We start from the raw sequence: 17,715 nt of genomic DNA on the forward strand, positions 1-17,715 counted from the left end.
AAAGAATTTAGTATGACAACTCAAACTACAATCAATAACGAAAAGCTATCTCCGTGGCCTTGGCAGATCGAAGAGAGCACAACTCGCTTTGATAACGCAGCAATGTCGACAATATTGAAAGACTTAAGCCTTGCTTGTTACGTCGTGAACCACCCAGAAAAAGGGTTAGGTGTTAGCCAACAAGCAGAGATTGCATCGGGCGATTCAGCAAGCTCAGCGAACAGCCAACCTGTTAGCGCCTTTGCTCCTGCACTTGGTACACAAAGCCTAGGCGACGAAGATTTTCGTCGCTGTCACGGCGTGAAATACGCTTACTATGCGGGCGCAATGGCAAACGGCATTTCATCTGAAGAGTTAGTGATTGCGCTTGGCCAAGCTGGCATTCTTTGTTCATTTGGCGCGGCGGGCTTAATCCCGTCTCGCGTTGAGCAAGCGATCAACCGTATTCAAGCAGCACTGCCAAACGGCCCTTACGCGTTTAACCTGATTCACAGCCCGAGCGAACCCGCGCTAGAACGTGGCAGTGTAGAGCTGTTTTTGAAGCACAAAGTGAAAACGGTTGAGGCTTCTGCCTTCTTAGGTTTAACACCGCAAATCGTTCACTACCGTGCAGCTGGCCTTAGCCGCGATGCACAAGGTGAGATTCAGATTGGCAACAAAGTTATTGCCAAGGTAAGCCGTACTGAAGTCGCAAGTAAGTTCATGCAGCCCGCTCCTGTAAAAATACTGCAAGCTTTGGTTGATGAAGGCCGAATCACAGCAGAACAGATGGAGCTAGCACAGTTGGTTCCTATGGCTGATGACATTACTGCAGAAGCGGATTCAGGTGGTCACACCGATAACCGTCCACTGGTTACCCTACTGCCAACGATTCTAGCGCTGAAAGAGCAAATCCAAGCACAGTACCAATTCAAAACTCCGCTGCGTGTTGGCTGTGGTGGTGGCGTAGGTACGCCTGATGCTGCTCTAGCGACGTTTAACATGGGTGCTGCTTACATTGTTACCGGTTCAATCAACCAAGCGTGTGTTGAGGCTGGCGCGAGCGAACACACACGTAAGCTGCTTTCGACAACTGAAATGGCTGACGTGACTATGGCTCCGGCAGCAGACATGTTCGAAATGGGCGTGAAACTGCAAGTAGTTAAGCGCGGCACTTTATTCCCAATGCGTGCGAACAAGTTGTACGAACTTTACACTCGCTACGACTCAATTGAAGCGATTCCAGTAGAAGAGCGTCTGAAACTTGAGAAGCAAGTCTTCCGTTCAACACTGGATGATATTTGGGCAGGGACTGTGGCGCACTTTAACGAGCGTGATCCTAAACAGATTGAGCGAGCTGAAGGCAACCCTAAACGTAAAATGGCACTGATCTTCCGTTGGTACTTAGGGCTTTCTAGCCGTTGGTCAAACACAGGTGAACAAGGTCGTGAAATGGATTACCAAGTATGGGCAGGCCCTGCACTTGGCGCATTCAACGCATGGGCGAAAGACAGCTACCTAGATGATTACCAGCAGCGTAATGCAGTCGACCTAGCAAAACACCTAATGCACGGCGCAGCCTACTTGGCTCGTGTTAACCTGCTGACTTCGCAAGGTATCAAGCTTGATCCTGAACTAGCACGCTGGAAGCCGACGCAAAGAATGGCTTAAGTGCCGAGTAGCTAGCTAAATTTTACGAAATAAAAAAGCGACCTTAATTAGGTCGCTTTTCTTTGAATCATCGAAATTTCATTGCAGTCGTTGGCTATTTGATCGCCTTATTTAGCTTCTCGCCAACCACATCTAAACGCCAACCTTGCATAACATCTGGCAGCTTTTCAGGATTACGATCGTGCTTCCATATCCAGCTTAACACTTGGTTAAGTTGCTTCTTCGACGCCAAAAACTCAGTCGCTAAACCACTGTGTTGCGATGCTGTTTTCACTTCATCTTTCAACACTTTGAAGAGTTGTTTGTAACCTGGGTAGTCCATTAGACGCTCTACTGGCGCTGGGTATTCTTCTTCTGGTGTATGCTCAGCTAACTTAACGATTGAACTGATTTTAGCGCCATGGCGACGTACAGAGCGGTAATCAAAACCTTCTTGCTCCATGTGCTTAGGGTCTTTCATCGCAAAACGCGCCACAGCCCATAGGTCTTGTTCTTTGAAGACAAAGTTCAGCGCTAAGTCACGCTTAATCGCTTCTTTTAAACGCCAAGTTGCTAGCGGTCTTAAAATAGCTAGCTGCTGAGGCTTTAGCTGCCACGCGCCTTTAATATCAAGGTAAGCGTTATCTGGGTTTGCTTTACGGATGCGCTTAGCCACTTGTAAATCAGACTCTTGCTGTGCCGCTTCCCACCAGCCCGCTTCCATCACTTTTTCTAGAAGCTTGTTGTACATTGGCATCAAGTAGTGAACGTCTGCTGCTGCGTAGTCGAGTTGCTTTTGAGAAAGCGGACGCGCTAGCCAGTCGGTGCGAGATTCACTCTTATCTAGGTCAACGCCTACAAACTCTGAAACGAGAGCTGCAAAGCCAGTTGAAAGACCATGACCTAAGAAGGCTGCCATGATCTGCGTATCAACCATTGGCGTTGGCGTACAGCCAAATGCGTTCTGGAACACTTCTAGATCTTCGCCACACGCGTGCAAAACTTTGAGCACTGAAGTGTCTTTCAACAGCCCAACAAACGGGGTCATTTCATCAAGAGCAATAGGATCAATCAGTGACAGCGTTTCACCATCAAATAACTGAATTAAGCCTAATTGAGGGTAATAGGTTCTTGTACGAACGAACTCTGTATCAAGCATAACAACATCGGCTTCACGTGCTTGTTGGCAAACTCGCTCAAGGTCTTTCACTTGGGTAATGATTTGATAATCCACAAAAACTCTCACTGATTTTACTTTGATCGCCGGATACAAAAACGCCGACATTAACTGTCGGCATTCTAACACCATTTTTCAGCGCTCGCTTAGATTAAGCGCTGCTATGGCTTATGGTGCATCATCTTCTCGTAAATGAGCTCGTTACTCGCTTGCGCGTTTAGCAAGCTCAGCATCGTTCTCTTCACGAAGCACTCGGCGTAAGATCTTACCTACATTGGTTTTTGGTAGTTCTTCACGGAACTCAATCAATTTAGGGATCTTGTAGCCCGTTAGGTGCTCACGACAGTGCGCGATAATGTCTTCTTTGGTTAGGCTCGGGTCACGTTTCACAACGTAAATCTTAACCAGTTCACCTGACACTTCATGAGGTTGGCCGATAGCCGCAACTTCTAACACTTTGCCGTGTAGAGCCACTACATCTTCAATCTCGTTCGGGTAAACGTTGAAGCCCGACACTAGAATCATGTCTTTCTTACGGTCAACGATGTACAACAAGCCTTCGTCATCAAACTTAACGATGTCACCTGTCGATAACCAACCGTCTTGGTCGATCACTTCTTTGGTCGCTTCTGGACGCTGCCAGTAGCCTTGCATCACTTGAGGACCACGGACCTGCAATTCACCCACTTGGTCATTGCCCACTACTTTCCCTTCGTCATCAACAATACGAACTTCCGTCGATGGTACAGGTAGACCGATTGCACCTGTGTAGTCTTTCAAATCGTATGGGTTACCTGTGACCAAAGGAGCACATTCAGTTAAACCATAGCCTTCAAGTAGGTGGACACCTGTCGCTTTCTTCCATTGCTCAGCAACAGCGCGCTGAACCGCCATACCACCGCCAACAGACAGACGCATGTTACTGAAATCCAACTCGTGGAAATCTTCGTTATTGACTAGCGCATTGAACAAGGTGTTTACGCCAGTAATCGCGGTAAACGGAACTTTTTGTAGTTCTTTAATAAAGCCAGGAATGTCACGAGGGTTAGTAATCAAAAGGTTACGGCCACCCATCTCAACAAACAGTAAGCAGTTCACTGTCAGTGCAAATACATGGTAAAGCGGCAATGCCGTTACCACCAATTCACGGCCTTCTTGTAGCACAGGGCTGTATGCCCCTTTCGCTTGAAGTACGTTCGCAATCATATTGCGGTGCGTTAGAATTGCGCCCTTCGCTACACCCGTTGTACCACCTGTGTACTGTAGGAATGCGATGTCATCACCCGCCATAAACGGCTTCACATATTGAAGACGACGGCCTTTGTAAAGTGCCTTTCTGAATGAAATGGCACCCGGTAGATCGTACTTAGGCACCATCCCTTTCACGTATTTCACTACGAAGTCGACAATCGTACCTTTCGCTCGTGGCAACATTTGCCCAAGGCTAGTGAGTACAACGTGTTTAACCGGAGTTTTATCAACGACTTTCTCTAGTGTGCTCGCAAAGTTAGAAACGATAACAATCGCCTTTGCACCAGAGTCATTCAGTTGGTGTTCAAGTTCGCGAGGCGTGTACAGTGGGTTGACGTTCACAGCAATCATACCTGCACGCAGCACACCAAACAGTGCAATTGGGTATTGCAGCAAGTTTGGCATCATCAGCGCGACACGATCGCCTTTCTTCAGTTTTAGATCATTCTGCAAGTAAGCAGCAAAAGCACGACTGCGCTCTTCAAGCTTACGGAATGTCATAATCGATCCCATGTTCTCGAATGCAGGTTGGTCGGCGAACTTCTGTACCGACTGTTCAAACATTTCAATGAGAGATTGGTACTGATCTGGGTTGATCGTTTCTGGTACGTCACTTGGATAACGTGAAAGCCAAGGTTTATCCACGATGTTACTCCTCGTTTATCAGCTGACGACTGCTTCGCCGCTTTTTATCATTGCGGTATTACAGCACAGCTTTAGTGCATGAGCACTAAAAGGCTCAAACACTTGTTTAAATTTTGTTAACTACACCAAGAATTAGCTCTGAAACTAGCTCTGGGCTCTCTAAATGACAATGATGTCCGCCAGGAATCGTCTCTATATTTAGAGGACTATGCGCTGATTTGTAGCGATTATGCTGCAAATGTCGGTATCCATCATTCCCTAGGATTATTAATTGAGGGCATTCAATAGCCGCCATGATCGCTTCAGCGTGCGCCTGTGACATTCGATATAACGAGTCACATTTTAGATTAGGGTCGCATCGCCATTGCCAAGAGTTCTCAAACTCGACAATACCTCGCTCAACAATAGGAGCGATTAATTCAGCATTAATTTGGTTGGCGTAAGCTCTCAGCTTAATAGCATCCTCAAGGCTTGCCAGAGGACGTGAAGGCTTTCTTCGCTGTCGAAGACGACTAAGTACCCCATCCCTCAAGCGAGAGACTGTTTCGTGGGGAGCTTCAGAAAGAGGTCCGTGACCTTCAATTTGAATTAATCCTGACACCTTTTCAGGAAAGGCGGCACTATAGCAACTTGCTATCAATGCACCAAGTGAATGTCCTACCAGTACCAGTCCGTATGGCGATAATTTGGTCACTAGCTGGTGTAAATCATCAATATAGTCGTGAAATGGGTAGTAACTCCCCGACTTATGCGACGAGTAACCGTGCCCAAAAAGATCGATCGCAACTAAGTGAGTATCTGAAGAAAGCTTAGAGACTTGCTGCATGACCTGAGTAAAACTTGCGGAATTGTCTAGCCAGCCATGAATAAAAACGACCGTCGTTACGGTCGTTTGTGGGTTGCCAATCTGTTGTGTTGCAAGTGTCCCGCTCGCAAGGGAATATGACTGTTCAATCATTGATAGTATGGTGTCCCTGTCATTGGGTATGTCGAGTTAAGGTTCGACTATTGCACATCTTGAATCACACGCCCTGACTTAGGCATGGTTTGAAAACTGCGACAATGTAAACTGCGGCAAGAGTAGTAAGTTGGCGCAAAGTCATTAATAACCACTCTTTCAGTGATCTGCCATAAACGTTGATTGTAGACATTCATGACTGGGAAAGTGTAAGGGTATTCACCAACCATACCGTCTTCAGTGCTATTTGATGTGCCAACTAAAGTAACTAAACGACCCTCAGCAAAGCTCAATGGTTCAACATAGCCGTCAATGTAACCAACAAAACGTCCTTTTGGTTCGGCATCAATATCAGGCTTACCACTACTAGAGATAGGTAAGTTCACCACTTCAACACGCGTTTTATCTTTCAGATTAGTGACTTTAGCAATCACGCCACCCAAACGAACATCACCGGCATCCGGTAGTGTGTTTACCCACTCTTGGTAGTCAGTTACCACCTGTTCTGAGTTTGCATTAAGTTCTTTAGGTAAAGAGGAGCACCCCATCACCATCGTAGAGAAAGCGACAAGGAAAAATAAGCGAGATTTAGATATGAGAGAATACATAATGCAGCTCCTTAGAGCAGGATAAATGAAAACACAAAGCTAGATATAAATATCGACCCCAATTAGCTTTGCAAGTTCCTCTTTTTTAGCTTGATTCATCACATCCATATACTCCTCCATCGCACGTCGTCCGCGCCCTTCTGGAAGATCATATTGAATCTGAGCCTTGTGAATTTCAGATTCTTTGACCTGGCGAATAGAATGCGAGACAGCATTCGCGACCTTTGTTGGCTGACCAACAGAGGTCTTTGCATCACCTTTTTTTACCTCATTCTTTTTGTTGGTTCGATTGGTTTTAGATGTATTGCCTATCGAAGAAGGAGGTAAGCCGTTGATTGAAACCATGCTTAAAGAATTTATTACCTAATTTTAATAACGGCTCTACAAAATAAACTGCAGAGCCAAAGTAATACGTATTTACTCGCGACCAGGCAGTTTTTTCCAAGTCACTTTATCACGTAAGTAAACCGGCTCAGATTCTTCAGCAGCAACCGCTTTGCCTTCTGCATAAGCGAATTGAGCAAGGAACGCCATATCTTGAGCTTCTGGGAACAGAACCTCACACGCTTTGGTGTTGATCGCTAGTGTATCCATATGCTCGGCGTACGCTTCCCAACCGGTGCCTACTTTTGCCCATGTCTCAGAATCCACTTCAAGCTGCGCAGCCAATTCGCTTGGAGGCGTGACACATTCCGCATCAACCGCAGTCCAACGACCATCGTCTTCACGGCTGTAACGAGCCCAATATACTTCACTCATACGAGCATCAATCGCTGTTGCTACGTGAGTTTCACCAAATTTACGGTAGCTGCCCTGCGCCATCGCTGCCAGTGTAGACACACCGATCATCGGTAAATCAGCACCAAAAGCTAAGCCTTGAGCAATACCAATACCAATGCGTACGCCCGTGAAGCTGCCTGGGCCTTGGCCAAACGCGATTGCGTCGATATCGGTTAAAGCGATGTTCGCTTCTTTCAGTACTTCATCAACCATAGGTAGAATTTTTTTCGTATGGTCTCGAGGAGCCTCTTCGCTACGTGCGAACACCTGGTCACCCATTACTAGTGCAACTGAACAGTTTTCAGTTGCGGTATCTACTGCAAGAATTTTCGCGCTCATTCGTGTCTCAAATATTCGTTATCTAATCTAAAAATAATGGCTAAGTTCAACAATGCCAATTACTCAGCAGCGGTTGAATGGTCTTTAGCTAAGAATTCTTTAATGATCCCTAAGTCACGGGTACGTGGGATAGGCGGTAAACTCGCCAAAAATACACCACCGTAATCACGGGTCACCAATCGGTTATCGCAAATAATTAAAGCGCCATTATCACGCTTATCACGTATTAATCGTCCAACACCTTGTTTCAAGGTAATCACTGCGTCTGGTAACTGCACTTGTGCAAAAGGATCACCCCCTTTTAGCTTACAGTCCTCGATTCGAGCCTTAAGTAACGGGTCGTCTGGGGCGGTAAAGGGCAATTTATCGATGATAACACAGCTTAATGCGTCGCCCCTAACATCGATCCCCTCCCAGAATGCCCCCGTGGCCACCAGCAATGCGTTACCTAATTCCATGAATTCCGCTAAGGTTTTTTGCTTACTGGTCTCACCTTGCAATAGAACGGGTACAGTAAGCGTTTCACGGAATCGCTCGCCCAACTCTTTCATCATGCTGTGTGAGGTACACAAAAAGAAACAACGACCTTGGTTTTGCTCAATCACAGGAGCCAGCATCCTGACTAATTTGTCAGCCAAACCTGGACTATTGGGCTCCGGAAGATAACGAGGCACACACAAGCGCGCCTGATTCGGATAATCAAATGGGCTCGGCAATGAAAACTGTGCCGACGGCTTTAATCCAAGTCGAGAGGTGAAGTGATCGAAATCATCCGACACCGCTAGGGTTGCTGAAGTAAACACCCAAGCACCCGGTTTAAGCTCGATTTGTTCGTGGAATTTATCGGCAACTGAAAGAGGCGTGATATGCAAAGCAAATTGTCGTGGCGTTGTATCATACCAATAGGAATAACCGGTAATCGACACATCACACACACGTTCGATACGCGACTTAATCATGGTTGCACGCTCGAAAGCCGTGTCTAACAACTGGCTACGACCCAATGCTAATTTCAATACATCCACAGCCAGTTGCAACGCATCTTGTAAACGCACGAGCTCTCTCGCAATCGACTCTGACTTCAATGCTTCACGCCAGTTACCACGAAAGCCCGTATCACCAAGTACAATACGTAGGTCAGCGGCTGATTGAATTAGCCTCTCTCCAACCTTTTGCAACTGACGCATGTCTTTGGCTTCAGTTCGATAAGCAATTTCAATATCTTTAGCTAGTTCTTGGATTTGTCGGCTTGATACTGATTGTCCGAAATACTGGCTGGCGATATCAGGAAGTTGATGCGCTTCATCGAAGATAAACACATCAGCCTCTGGAATAAGCTCACCAAACCCGGTTTCTTTAATCGCTAAATCCGCAAGAAACAGATGGTGGTTTACTACGACAACATCGGAATCCATCGCTTTTTTACGCGCTTTCAGCACAAAGCAATCGGTGTAGCTTGGGCATTCTTTACCTAAGCAGTTGTCGTTGGTTGAGGTAATGGTTGGAATAACTGGGCTATCTTCAGCAATATCATCGCAATCACCTAAGTCACCAGTTTGAGTCGCCGAAGACCAGCTGCGCACTTTCACCAACTGAGCTAACAATGTTGGATCGGTATGAGTGCCATGACTTTCGATCATCTGGCGGCTCAAGCGGTCTAAACACAAATAGTTTGAACGACCTTTCAGCAGGGCAACCTGACCATAAAAGCCAAGTGCATCGACCATCAATGGTAAGTCACGATGAAACAACTGCTCTTGAAGGTTTTTAGACCCCGTACTGATGATAGTTTTCTTGCCACTTAGCAGCGCTGGCACAAGGTAAGCAAACGTCTTGCCGGTACCTGTCCCCGCCTCAACAACCAATTGGCTTTGTTGCTCAATGGCTTGTGAGACCGCTTCAGCCATATCCAGCTGAGCTTGTCGTGGTTGAAACCCAGGGATCGCTTTACCCAGAGCACCATCAGCAGAAAACGTTTTAGATATCATAGAGTACGTGGTTTAGAAAAATAGAAGGCGAATTATGGCAGGTTTAGTGAGCCGGTGCGAATCAGAAATGACTGCGCACCGGAGATGTATATCGAATAGAACATGGCAGGCTAAGTCCTTCTTATCAACCTAGCCCAAAACAAATGAAAGGGTTGTTTAACTACTTACGATTCAAATAACGAGATAACCAAGGCGCACCAGTAAAGTCGGTATCACTTGATTGCATGGCTTTAGCAGCATCAGTCGGAGAGGCCTTGCTTTCCCACATTTCATCAAGAACGTTGCCGTCCACCTGAACATCACCAACTAATGAATTTACACGCTTACAATATAACTTTTTCGCTAGTAACTCTTTATCCATAAATGATCACCTATGCATGGCTGAAATGTTGGCTCGCTCGAGTGGGACTTGACCGAGAATATCGGTTAAAACCGTCAGAAATCTAACCTCTACCTGAATTTATTAAGCCTCTCAATTTATTAATCCCCTAAATGAACGGTAGATTTTGTTGAAACCAAATTGATAATAGATTAATTATAACGGTGATATTGCGGCTCAGTTCACCGTTCGACGGCCTGCATTAAATTTGAAGAATAAAAACATTTCATGGAAGTAAGATGCAAATGGAAAGAAAAACTTTATTAACACATTGTACTGACGCCCCAGGCCTCATCTCAAAGATCACCAACATTTGTTACAAGCACCAACTCAATATTATTCATAACAATGAGTTCGTTGATAACACTAGCGGCCACTTCTTTATGCGTACCGAGCTAGAGGGTTACTTCAATGACGAAACCTTACTCGCCGATTTAGATCAAGCGCTACCAGAAAACACAAAACGTAAGCTTGTTGATTCATCTCGTAAGCGTGTCGTGATACTCGTGACTAAAGAAGCGCACTGCCTTGGCGATATTCTGATGAAGAACTTCGATGGCAGCTTAGATGTAGAAATTGCCGCTGTTGTTGGCAACTACGATACTCTGCAAAGCTTAACCGAGCGTTTTGATATTCCTTATCATCATGTTTCTCACGAAGGTTTAAACCGTGAAGAACATGAGAAGAAGATGCTTGAAGTGATTGACCAGTACGAGGCGGACTATTTGGTTCTTGCTAAATACATGCGAGTGCTGACTCCGGGCTTTGTTGAGAAGTACAACCACAAGATCATCAACATCCACCACAGCTTCTTACCTGCATTTATTGGTGCTAAACCATACCAGCAAGCGTATGAGCGCGGCGTAAAAATCATTGGCGCAACGGCGCACTTCGTGACAAACGATCTCGATGAAGGCCCAATCATCAAGCAAGATGTTATCCCAGTGGATCACAACTTCAGCGCGAAAGACATGGCTCAAGCGGGTCGTGACGTAGAGAAAAACGTATTGAGTAAGGCTCTAAACAAAGTGATCAATGATCATGTGTTTGTTTACGGCAACAAGACTGTAATTCTGTAAGTCGGGGATTCGATTTACAGTAATACTTTCAGTTAGAACCCAATAAAAAACGCGCAACAGGGTTAACCCATTGCGCGTCTTTTGTATCTGGTTATTAGACTAGCTTTTAGAGATTTCCAACTACGCTCTTTCGTCGCTATCGGGAATGACGAATTCGGCAAGAACCTTCTAACTGTAGACTCTGACATACTCCCTCGAACGCTCAGTCAGCCTCTAAAGCTAGACTCTGGCAAACACCATCAAACACCCCGTCATTCCGACGAGCCTAGGCGAGATCAGGAATCTACCCCAGCAATTCTCTACCCAAATTAAGCCTGTTCAGACTCTACAATCTTCTTCAAAGAGTGTGGATGCAGCTTGATGCAAATCCCTTGATGTTTGAATGCAACCGTTGGGTTATTCAAACGCTCACCCTCGCCTTTCGGGCTAGAGAGTTTTATTTTAATACTTTGCTCTGCCAAAGTTTCAAACTTAGCAGCAAACTGCGGGTACGTTTCTTTAAGGTCCGCTAAATACTCATCAGCCGTTTGCGCGTGAGAAGGAATCACAAACTCAACATGTTCCCAATCTTGGCTTGGATAAATTTTACCTTCTGCTGGATATGGCAACTCTAAGCACTCAATCTTCCAACCAAGGCTTTGCAATGGTTCATCGAAAGCCAACACAACAATTGGACGACCGTTAATCATCGCTTCTGAAATCGTAGAGCCGTATTCAGACCATGCTTGATGTGCTGATTTCGCAAGCTCAGTTTCATTGATTCTTAATGCAATATGATCCGCTTGAGCAAAGCTTAAATCTAAACCCAATGTATTTCCTAGGTTCTCAATTTTCGCCATAAACGTATCAAGGCGCGCAATCATTTGTTGTGGTTCTAGTTCGGCTTGCTTCAGGCTCATCGTCATTGTCTTTGTTCTCCAAATAATGGCTGCATGGTATCAGTTTTACTTTCAGCAACAAGCGTTGCTTTTACAAAAAAACGTTCAAAAAGTACGGTGTCTTACTTTCCTAAATAGACAAACCTGGCTTGGTCAAAGTCGATTGTCAAAAACCCCTCAGGAAATGTTAATTTTCTATCAATTCGACCTATAAGAAACCCCACAAAATTGGTATGATTAACGCCATTTTTGTGAACTTAAACAGAGTCTGTTGTTCATTTCGGCATTAAATCGTTAACTCGAAGCATAATTAACCAAATTTAATACCCACGAAATAACGGCCACTCTTATTCATCCTTGAATTGAAGGAAACGCGTGTGAATATCCAAGCACTGATTAATGACAAAGTATCTCAGGCTCTAGAAGCCGCTGGCGCACCTGCAGGCTCTCCTGCGGCTGTTCGCCAATCTGCAAAACCACAATTTGGTGACTACCAAGCAAACGGCGTTATGGGCGTTGCTAAACGACTAGGCACTAACCCTCGAGAATTTGCTCAAAAAGTATTGGACGTTCTAAACCTAGACGGTATCGCTTCTAAAGTTGAAATCGCAGGTCCAGGTTTCCTAAACATCTTCCTAGATGAAGCATTCCTAGCGCAACAAGCAGACGCAGCACTGGCTGACTCTCGTCTTGGTGTTGCAGCAGCTGAAGCACAAACAATTGTTGCTGACTACTCTGCTCCAAACGTTGCAAAAGAAATGCACGTTGGTCACCTACGTTCAACAATCATCGGTGATGCTGTTGTTCGTACACTTGAGTTCTTAGGTCACAAAGTTATCCGTGCTAACCACATTGGTGACTGGGGTACTCAATTCGGTATGCTTATCGCAAACCTTGAGCGCATCCAAGCTGAAACTGGCGAAGTTTCAATGGAACTTTCAGATCTTGAGCAGTTCTACCGTGAATCTAAAAAGCTTTACGACGAAGACGAAGAATTCGCTGTGAAAGCACGTGGCTACGTAGTGAAACTGCAAGGCGGCGACGCATACTGTGCTGAAATGTGGAAAAAGCTGGTTGACGTAACCATGGTTCAAAACCAACGTAACTACGATCGCCTAAACGTATCACTGACACGTGATGATGTGATGGGTGAAAGTATGTACAACCACATGCTTTCAAACATCGTTGCTGATCTACAAGCACAAGGCCTAGCAAAAGAGTCTGACGGCGCACAAGTTGTATTCCTAGACGAATACAAAAACAAAGATGGCGACCCGATGGGCGTTATCGTGCAAAAACGTGACGGTGGCTTCCTTTACACCACCACCGATATTGCCTGTGCTAAATACCGTTTTGAAGAACTGGGCGCAGACCGCGTACTTTACTTCATTGACTCTCGTCAGCACCAACACCTAATGCAAGCTTGGACTATTGTTCGTAAAGCAGGTTATGTTCCTGAGTCTGTATCTCTTGAGCACCACGCATTTGGCATGATGCTAGGTAAAGATGGTAAGCCATTTAAAACTCGTGCAGGCGGTACAGTTCGTCTTGCTGATCTTCTGGACGAAGCAGAAGTACGTGCAACTCAGCTGATTGAATCTAAAAACCCTGAGCTAGCAGAAGACGAGAAGAAAACCATTGCGAACACAGTAGCAATGGCAGCAGTTAAATACGCAGACCTTTCTAAGCACCGTACCACTGATTACGTGTTCGACTGGGAAAACATGCTGGCATTTGAAGGCAACACAGCACCGTACATGCAGTACGCATACACTCGTGTCGCTTCAATCTTTGCTAAAGCAGGCATTTCTATGGACTCTCTAGAAGGTGAAATCAAAATCACTGAAGAGAAAGAGAAAGCCCTTATCGCGAAACTTCTACAATTTGAAGAAGCGGTACAGTCTGTTGCTAGTGAAGGTCAACCACACATCATGTGTAGCTACCTGTTCGAACTTGCTGGTCAATTCTCTAGCTTCTACGAAGCATGCCCTATCCTTGTGGCTGAAGATGAAACCGTTAAACAGAGCCGCCTGAAGCTTGCTGCACTGACAGCTAAGACTATCAAGCAAGGTCTGTCGCTTCTAGGTATCGAAACTCTAGAGCGTATGTAATCCCCTTCGGGTTACAATGAATAAATACAAAGGTTGATGTGAGAGCATCAACCTTTTGTTTTATCTAACGTATACTGAATTCAAGAAATCGAAATGGATAATAATAATGAGCTTTGAACTTCACCCACAGTTAGCAAAAGACACCACGCTTATCGGCGAATTTCCACTAAGCTTGGCGCTGCTAAGCAAAGACAGTGCAGTGCCTTGGGTTATCTTGGTACCCAAACGCGCCAACCTAAAAGAGTTGCACCATCTACCAATGAAAGAACAACAGCAGTTCTTGCTTGAGTCTCAAGCGGTAAGCCAAGCATTAGAAGCGACATTCCAACCAGACAAATTAAACCTAGGCGCGCTAGGTAACATGGTGCCACAACTGCACATTCACCATATTGCGCGTTTCAAAAATGACATCGCATGGCCAGGACCAGTATGGGGAAACACTAAAGGTGAGCAGCGTACGGAAGAAGAACAAGCTGCAATCCATACTCGTATCCAAAACGTTTTGTCGCTGAGTTCTATCTTCAAGAAGGCGTAATTTGAGTTGGTCTCATTGAGCTTTAAAACAAGACAGTTCAGATAAGACACATAACAAAAAGCCGCTCACCTAAAATAGGTGAGCGGCTTTTTTATTGTCTAATCTCGTCGCTTTCAACGAGAGTATGAGACCTGAACTACATCATCACATTCAGTGACAAACCATCTTGTTTGCTGATGGTGTAGCGAATACGTGTTGTATGGCCATGCTTATTGGTGTCGACCAAGCGAGATATCTTGCCTTTCTTGACCCACACTCCCAGCATAGCATCGATACCGTCTTCACTTACCCCAAACTTAGATGCAAGCTCACTACGAGCAGCAACACCTTCGTTATCAATGTATTGATGAAGTTCAGTTAAAATCATACTACTTGCACCTCAAGTGCTTTTTGCTTACTGCCGATTTTCTTGAAGATGCGATACGTCACCACAAAACCACCAGCAATTGCCACCATCCACACAGCACTACTTACTGGGTGTACAGCGAAGTTTGCTGCTTGGTAATAGAAGGTCGCACCGAAGTAACCAAGTGCCATTGTCCAAACTGCGATGAAGCGGGCAAACGTCTGACCAAATTCACGAACATAAGCACCCATCGCTGCCACACAAGGTGTGTAAAGCAAGATTAGGATTAAGTAAGCAAACGCAGCGTGGCCTGATACAAACTTATCTTTCAAGTTACCAAAGATCGAAGTATCAACCTCTTGATCAGCAGCCACAGAACTAGAGTCAGACAAGTCACCAACTTCAATTCCTAATGGATCTGAATAGCTCAAACCAGCAAGGTTTTCAGGAATGGTCATTACAGCTTCTTCTAAACTTGCCGCTAGATCAAACTCAGCCGCTTCTTCATCAGAAGGTGTAGTGTATAAGCTATTTAGCGTACCAACCACGGCTTCTTTCGCAAAAATACCGGTAATGATACCAACCGTTGCAGGCCAGTTCTCTTCAGTAATACCAATCGGTTGGAACACTGGAGTTACAACTTGAGCCGCTTTAGATAGCACAGAACTTTCACTGTCTTCGTTACCAAAACTGCCGTCCATACCTAATGAATTCAAGAAACTCAGAATTGCCACAACCATTACAATGGTTTTACCTGCGCCAAGCACGAAACGTTTCAGCTTCTGCCAAGTTTTCAGCATCACGTTTTGCACGGTCGGCAATTCGTAATCCGGCATTTCCATAACCAAGCTATCGCTGCTACCAGGATAGATAGTATTTTTAAGGTACAAGCCCGTAAACACAGAAGCCAGAATACCCATGATGTACAGAGCGAACACAACGTTTTGTCCAGCACCAGGAAAGAATGCAGCAGCAAACAGTGCGTATACAGGTAGACGAGCACCACATGACATAAACGGTGCCATTGATGCGGCGAGTTTACGTTCGCGCTCTTGGTCAAGAGTACGAGTTGCCATGATAGAAGGTACGTTACAGCCAAAACCCAGAACAAGTGGTACAAATGCTTTGCCCGGTAAGCCAATCTTCTGCATCACTTTATCCAGTACAAATGCAGCGCGGGCCATGTAGCCTGAACTTTCTAGTACCGCTAAGAATAAGTAAAGCGCGGCAATAACCGGAATAAAGGTCGCAACCGTTTGGATACCGCCACCAATACCATCAGCAAGAACGGTGACTAGCCAAACCGGTAAGTGACCATCTAATAAGTGATGTCCGCCATCAACTAATATTGCGCCAACACCAATATCGAAGAAGTCGATAAACGCGCTACCGATATTGATAGAGAACATAAACATTAGGTACATGATGACGAAGAAAAAAGGAATCCCGACCCATTTATTCAAAATGAATTGATCGGCTTTCTCTGTGAAATTACGGCTCAGTTTGCCTTCGCTACGACGAACTCGTTTACAAAGTTCATGTAAGAAAGTGTATTTAGCGTCAGCAACAGCAAGATCAATATCGAAATCGGCACCAAGACGCACACTATCAATTTGAGTGCGAGTTTGTGGGGCCAAACCATTCAATACCAAGTAATCATTTTCTAAAGCACGAATCGCTAGCGCTCGGTGAGATACGTCAGCATCATCAAATTGTGACTCAACAGAAGGAATAAGAACTTCTAACGCGGCATCGTAATCAATAGAGATAGGATCAAGACTCACACCTTGAACCAGAAGCTTATGCAAACGCTCTTTAAAACGAACCACTTGCCCTTTATCGTTTGCTGACAAGCTTAGAACCGGGCAACCTAGCTCTTTTTCTAGAGCCTTAAGATTAATCACCTGACGCTCACGCTTTAATACATCCATTTTGTTCAATACAACGATCATTGGGCGACCCAACTCTCGCAATTGTAATGTCATGTATAAGCTTCTTTCCAAACAGCTAGCATCAACAACATTGATGATCACGTCCGCTGGGTGAGTAAGCACGGCGCGTGATGCAATCGACTCATCGATACTGTTTGCATCATTGCCACTGTCTAGTGCATAAATGCCTGGTAAATCCGTTAACTGAAATTGATCCCCAGCGTGCGAATATAAACCGGTTTTCTTTTCTACGGTCACACCAACCCAGTTACCAACGTGCTGTTTTGCGCCAGTTAATGCGTTAAATAATGTTGTTTTACCACTATTAGGGTTACCAACAGTAAGAACTTGATAATCCATTTAGATAACCTCGATTTGTTCTGCAATGCTTTCACGAATGGCTATAGAAACACCTCTCACTTCAACTTGAAGCGGATCACCCATAGGTGCACGACGGATAAGTGTCACCTCGGTTTTTGGCAACATGCCCATAACCATTAGTTTTTTTCTAACGTCTGGTGTTAAACCTGTAAGTGCAACAATAGAAGCCGCTTTTCCTTGCTCTAGTTGTGAGAGTTTCATAAGTACCCAGTTCGAGATTGATAATGAGAAAGATTGTTATTACCGATATAATACACGCACATACCCACAATTCTATTGTGTGAAATCAATGTTTTCGAAAATACACTCTCGTAAATTTCGTTAAAAACGTTTACGTCAAAAACGTCACTTTCAACAATTAGTGGGGACTACCTCACTAGTACGCGTCAACCAGAAAACAATAAAGCACTAATAATCAACAACTTATAATAATGTCGGTTTTCTCACAGTCATCTGTCGTTAATTTTATAAGCAAAACAAGTCGCTACCCGTATAGTTACTCCATCGAAGAGAAACTCTTTCTCTTTAATTTTATTCCAGAGGTGATGTGGCTTGCCATATCACTCCGGCAGCAAGCGAAGGTGTCATTGGCACCCGTGGTATAGTCCCCCCGGCTATACCACGATATTTTTTTCTTCCTTTTGTTTTAACCCAAAAACCTTTTTAAACTCCCCAACTATCTCGTATCTCGTATCTCGTA

At 44.9% G+C, this 17,715-nt stretch carries 16 protein-coding genes; 4 read left to right on the top strand and 12 right to left on the bottom strand.

Annotated elements, in window-relative coordinates:
- The first annotated feature begins 12 nt into the window (after positions 1 to 12).
- Positions 13 to 1,650, top strand: a complete 1,638-nt coding sequence (gene pfaD, locus AB4180_RS07740) for an eicosapentaenoate synthase subunit PfaD (RefSeq protein ID WP_102249874.1) — start codon at positions 13 to 15, stop codon at positions 1,648 to 1,650.
- Between the two features lie 94 nt (positions 1,651 to 1,744).
- On the opposite strand, the gene rnd is transcribed toward pfaD, so the two are convergent.
- From rnd to AB4180_RS07780, 8 genes are all read right to left on the bottom strand, one after another.
- Entirely contained in the window at positions 1,745 to 2,863 is a 1,119-nt protein-coding gene (rnd, locus tag AB4180_RS07745) for a ribonuclease D (protein ID WP_069591626.1), read from the bottom strand.
- 144 nt (positions 2,864 to 3,007) lie between these two features.
- Complete coding sequence (fadD, locus tag AB4180_RS07750) at positions 3,008 to 4,702, bottom strand: long-chain-fatty-acid--CoA ligase FadD (RefSeq protein WP_009847299.1); 1,695 nt, start codon at positions 4,700 to 4,702, stop codon at positions 3,008 to 3,010.
- 106 nt (positions 4,703 to 4,808) lie between these two features.
- Positions 4,809 to 5,660, bottom strand: coding sequence for an alpha/beta fold hydrolase (locus AB4180_RS07755; protein WP_102249875.1), 852 nt, complete (start codon positions 5,658 to 5,660; stop codon positions 4,809 to 4,811).
- Between the two features lie 47 nt (positions 5,661 to 5,707).
- Positions 5,708 to 6,268 (bottom strand): Slp family lipoprotein, encoded by a 561-nt coding sequence (locus AB4180_RS07760; protein ID WP_009847301.1) that lies wholly within the window; start codon positions 6,266 to 6,268, stop codon positions 5,708 to 5,710.
- A gap of 39 nt (positions 6,269 to 6,307) precedes the next feature.
- Complete coding sequence (locus AB4180_RS07765) at positions 6,308 to 6,613, bottom strand: hypothetical protein (protein WP_009847302.1); 306 nt, start codon at positions 6,611 to 6,613, stop codon at positions 6,308 to 6,310.
- A gap of 72 nt (positions 6,614 to 6,685) precedes the next feature.
- Positions 6,686 to 7,387: a tRNA (adenosine(37)-N6)-threonylcarbamoyltransferase complex dimerization subunit type 1 TsaB gene (tsaB, locus tag AB4180_RS07770; protein WP_102249876.1), complete on the bottom strand. Its 702-nt coding sequence runs from the start codon at positions 7,385 to 7,387 to the stop codon at positions 6,686 to 6,688.
- Positions 7,388 to 7,446: 59 nt separating this feature from the next.
- On the bottom strand, positions 7,447 to 9,375 hold the full coding sequence (locus AB4180_RS07775) for an ATP-dependent DNA helicase (RefSeq protein ID WP_099165320.1): 1,929 nt from the start codon (positions 9,373 to 9,375) through the stop codon (positions 7,447 to 7,449).
- 160 nt (positions 9,376 to 9,535) lie between these two features.
- Positions 9,536 to 9,736 (bottom strand): hypothetical protein, encoded by a 201-nt coding sequence (locus tag AB4180_RS07780; RefSeq protein ID WP_017079481.1) that lies wholly within the window; start codon positions 9,734 to 9,736, stop codon positions 9,536 to 9,538.
- Positions 9,737 to 9,999: 263 nt separating this feature from the next.
- Here AB4180_RS07780 and purU point away from each other — a divergent pair, with 263 nt between their 5' ends.
- Positions 10,000 to 10,833 (top strand): formyltetrahydrofolate deformylase, encoded by an 834-nt coding sequence (gene purU, locus AB4180_RS07785; protein WP_029223462.1) that lies wholly within the window; start codon positions 10,000 to 10,002, stop codon positions 10,831 to 10,833.
- 308 nt (positions 10,834 to 11,141) lie between these two features.
- Here the strand turns inward: purU and AB4180_RS07790 are convergent, their stop codons facing one another.
- Positions 11,142 to 11,738 (bottom strand): VOC family protein, encoded by a 597-nt coding sequence (locus AB4180_RS07790; protein ID WP_102249877.1) that lies wholly within the window; start codon positions 11,736 to 11,738, stop codon positions 11,142 to 11,144.
- Positions 11,739 to 12,088: 350 nt separating this feature from the next.
- Here AB4180_RS07790 and argS point away from each other — a divergent pair, with 350 nt between their 5' ends.
- A complete protein-coding gene (gene argS / locus AB4180_RS07795) occupies positions 12,089 to 13,822 on the top strand; it encodes an arginine--tRNA ligase (protein ID WP_102249878.1) in 1,734 nt (577 codons plus the stop codon).
- Positions 13,823 to 13,928: 106 nt separating this feature from the next.
- Complete coding sequence (locus AB4180_RS07800; protein WP_009847309.1) at positions 13,929 to 14,357, top strand: HIT domain-containing protein; 429 nt, start codon at positions 13,929 to 13,931, stop codon at positions 14,355 to 14,357.
- Positions 14,358 to 14,493: 136 nt separating this feature from the next.
- Here AB4180_RS07800 and AB4180_RS07805 read toward each other — a convergent pair whose 3' ends face one another.
- The 3 genes from AB4180_RS07805 to AB4180_RS07815 are packed head-to-tail and all read right to left on the bottom strand — an operon-like array spanning position 14,494 to position 17,216.
- Entirely contained in the window at positions 14,494 to 14,724 is a 231-nt protein-coding gene (locus AB4180_RS07805) for a FeoC-like transcriptional regulator (RefSeq protein ID WP_009847310.1), read from the bottom strand.
- Positions 14,721 to 16,994 (bottom strand): Fe(2+) transporter permease subunit FeoB, encoded by a 2,274-nt coding sequence (gene feoB, locus AB4180_RS07810; protein WP_102582471.1) that lies wholly within the window; start codon positions 16,992 to 16,994, stop codon positions 14,721 to 14,723. Before feoB ends, AB4180_RS07805 begins: the two co-directional genes overlap by 4 nt.
- Positions 16,995 to 17,216 carry a FeoA family protein gene (locus tag AB4180_RS07815; RefSeq protein ID WP_004734203.1) on the bottom strand — a complete coding sequence of 74 codons (222 nt, stop codon included), beginning with the start codon at positions 17,214 to 17,216 and terminating at the stop codon, positions 16,995 to 16,997.
- Positions 17,217 to 17,715: the final 499 nt, after the last annotated feature.

The organism is Vibrio sp. 10N.286.49.C3 (assembly GCF_041469545.1).
GTDB classification, from domain to species: Bacteria; Pseudomonadota; Gammaproteobacteria; order Enterobacterales; family Vibrionaceae; genus Vibrio; species Vibrio tasmaniensis_A.

Coding starts and splice junctions, on each gene's coding strand:
- pfaD (WP_102249874.1), top strand. CDS start 13: ATGACAACTCAAACTACAATCAATAACGAAAAGCTATCTCCGTGGCCT.
- AB4180_RS07755 (WP_102249875.1), bottom strand. CDS start 5,660: ATGATTGAACAGTCATATTCCCTTGCGAGCGGGACACTTGCAACACAA.
- AB4180_RS07760 (WP_009847301.1), bottom strand. CDS start 6,268: ATGTATTCTCTCATATCTAAATCTCGCTTATTTTTCCTTGTCGCTTTC.
- AB4180_RS07765 (WP_009847302.1), bottom strand. CDS start 6,613: ATGGTTTCAATCAACGGCTTACCTCCTTCTTCGATAGGCAATACATCT.
- tsaB (WP_102249876.1), bottom strand. CDS start 7,387: ATGAGCGCGAAAATTCTTGCAGTAGATACCGCAACTGAAAACTGTTCA.
- AB4180_RS07775 (WP_099165320.1), bottom strand. CDS start 9,375: ATGATATCTAAAACGTTTTCTGCTGATGGTGCTCTGGGTAAAGCGATC.
- AB4180_RS07780 (WP_017079481.1), bottom strand. CDS start 9,736: ATGGATAAAGAGTTACTAGCGAAAAAGTTATATTGTAAGCGTGTAAAT.
- purU (WP_029223462.1), top strand. CDS start 10,000: ATGGAAAGAAAAACTTTATTAACACATTGTACTGACGCCCCAGGCCTC.
- AB4180_RS07790 (WP_102249877.1), bottom strand. CDS start 11,738: ATGACGATGAGCCTGAAGCAAGCCGAACTAGAACCACAACAAATGATT.
- AB4180_RS07800 (WP_009847309.1), top strand. CDS start 13,929: ATGAGCTTTGAACTTCACCCACAGTTAGCAAAAGACACCACGCTTATC.
- AB4180_RS07805 (WP_009847310.1), bottom strand. CDS start 14,724: ATGATTTTAACTGAACTTCATCAATACATTGATAACGAAGGTGTTGCT.
- feoB (WP_102582471.1), bottom strand. CDS start 16,994: ATGGATTATCAAGTTCTTACTGTTGGTAACCCTAATAGTGGTAAAACA.
- AB4180_RS07815 (WP_004734203.1), bottom strand. CDS start 17,216: ATGAAACTCTCACAACTAGAGCAAGGAAAAGCGGCTTCTATTGTTGCA.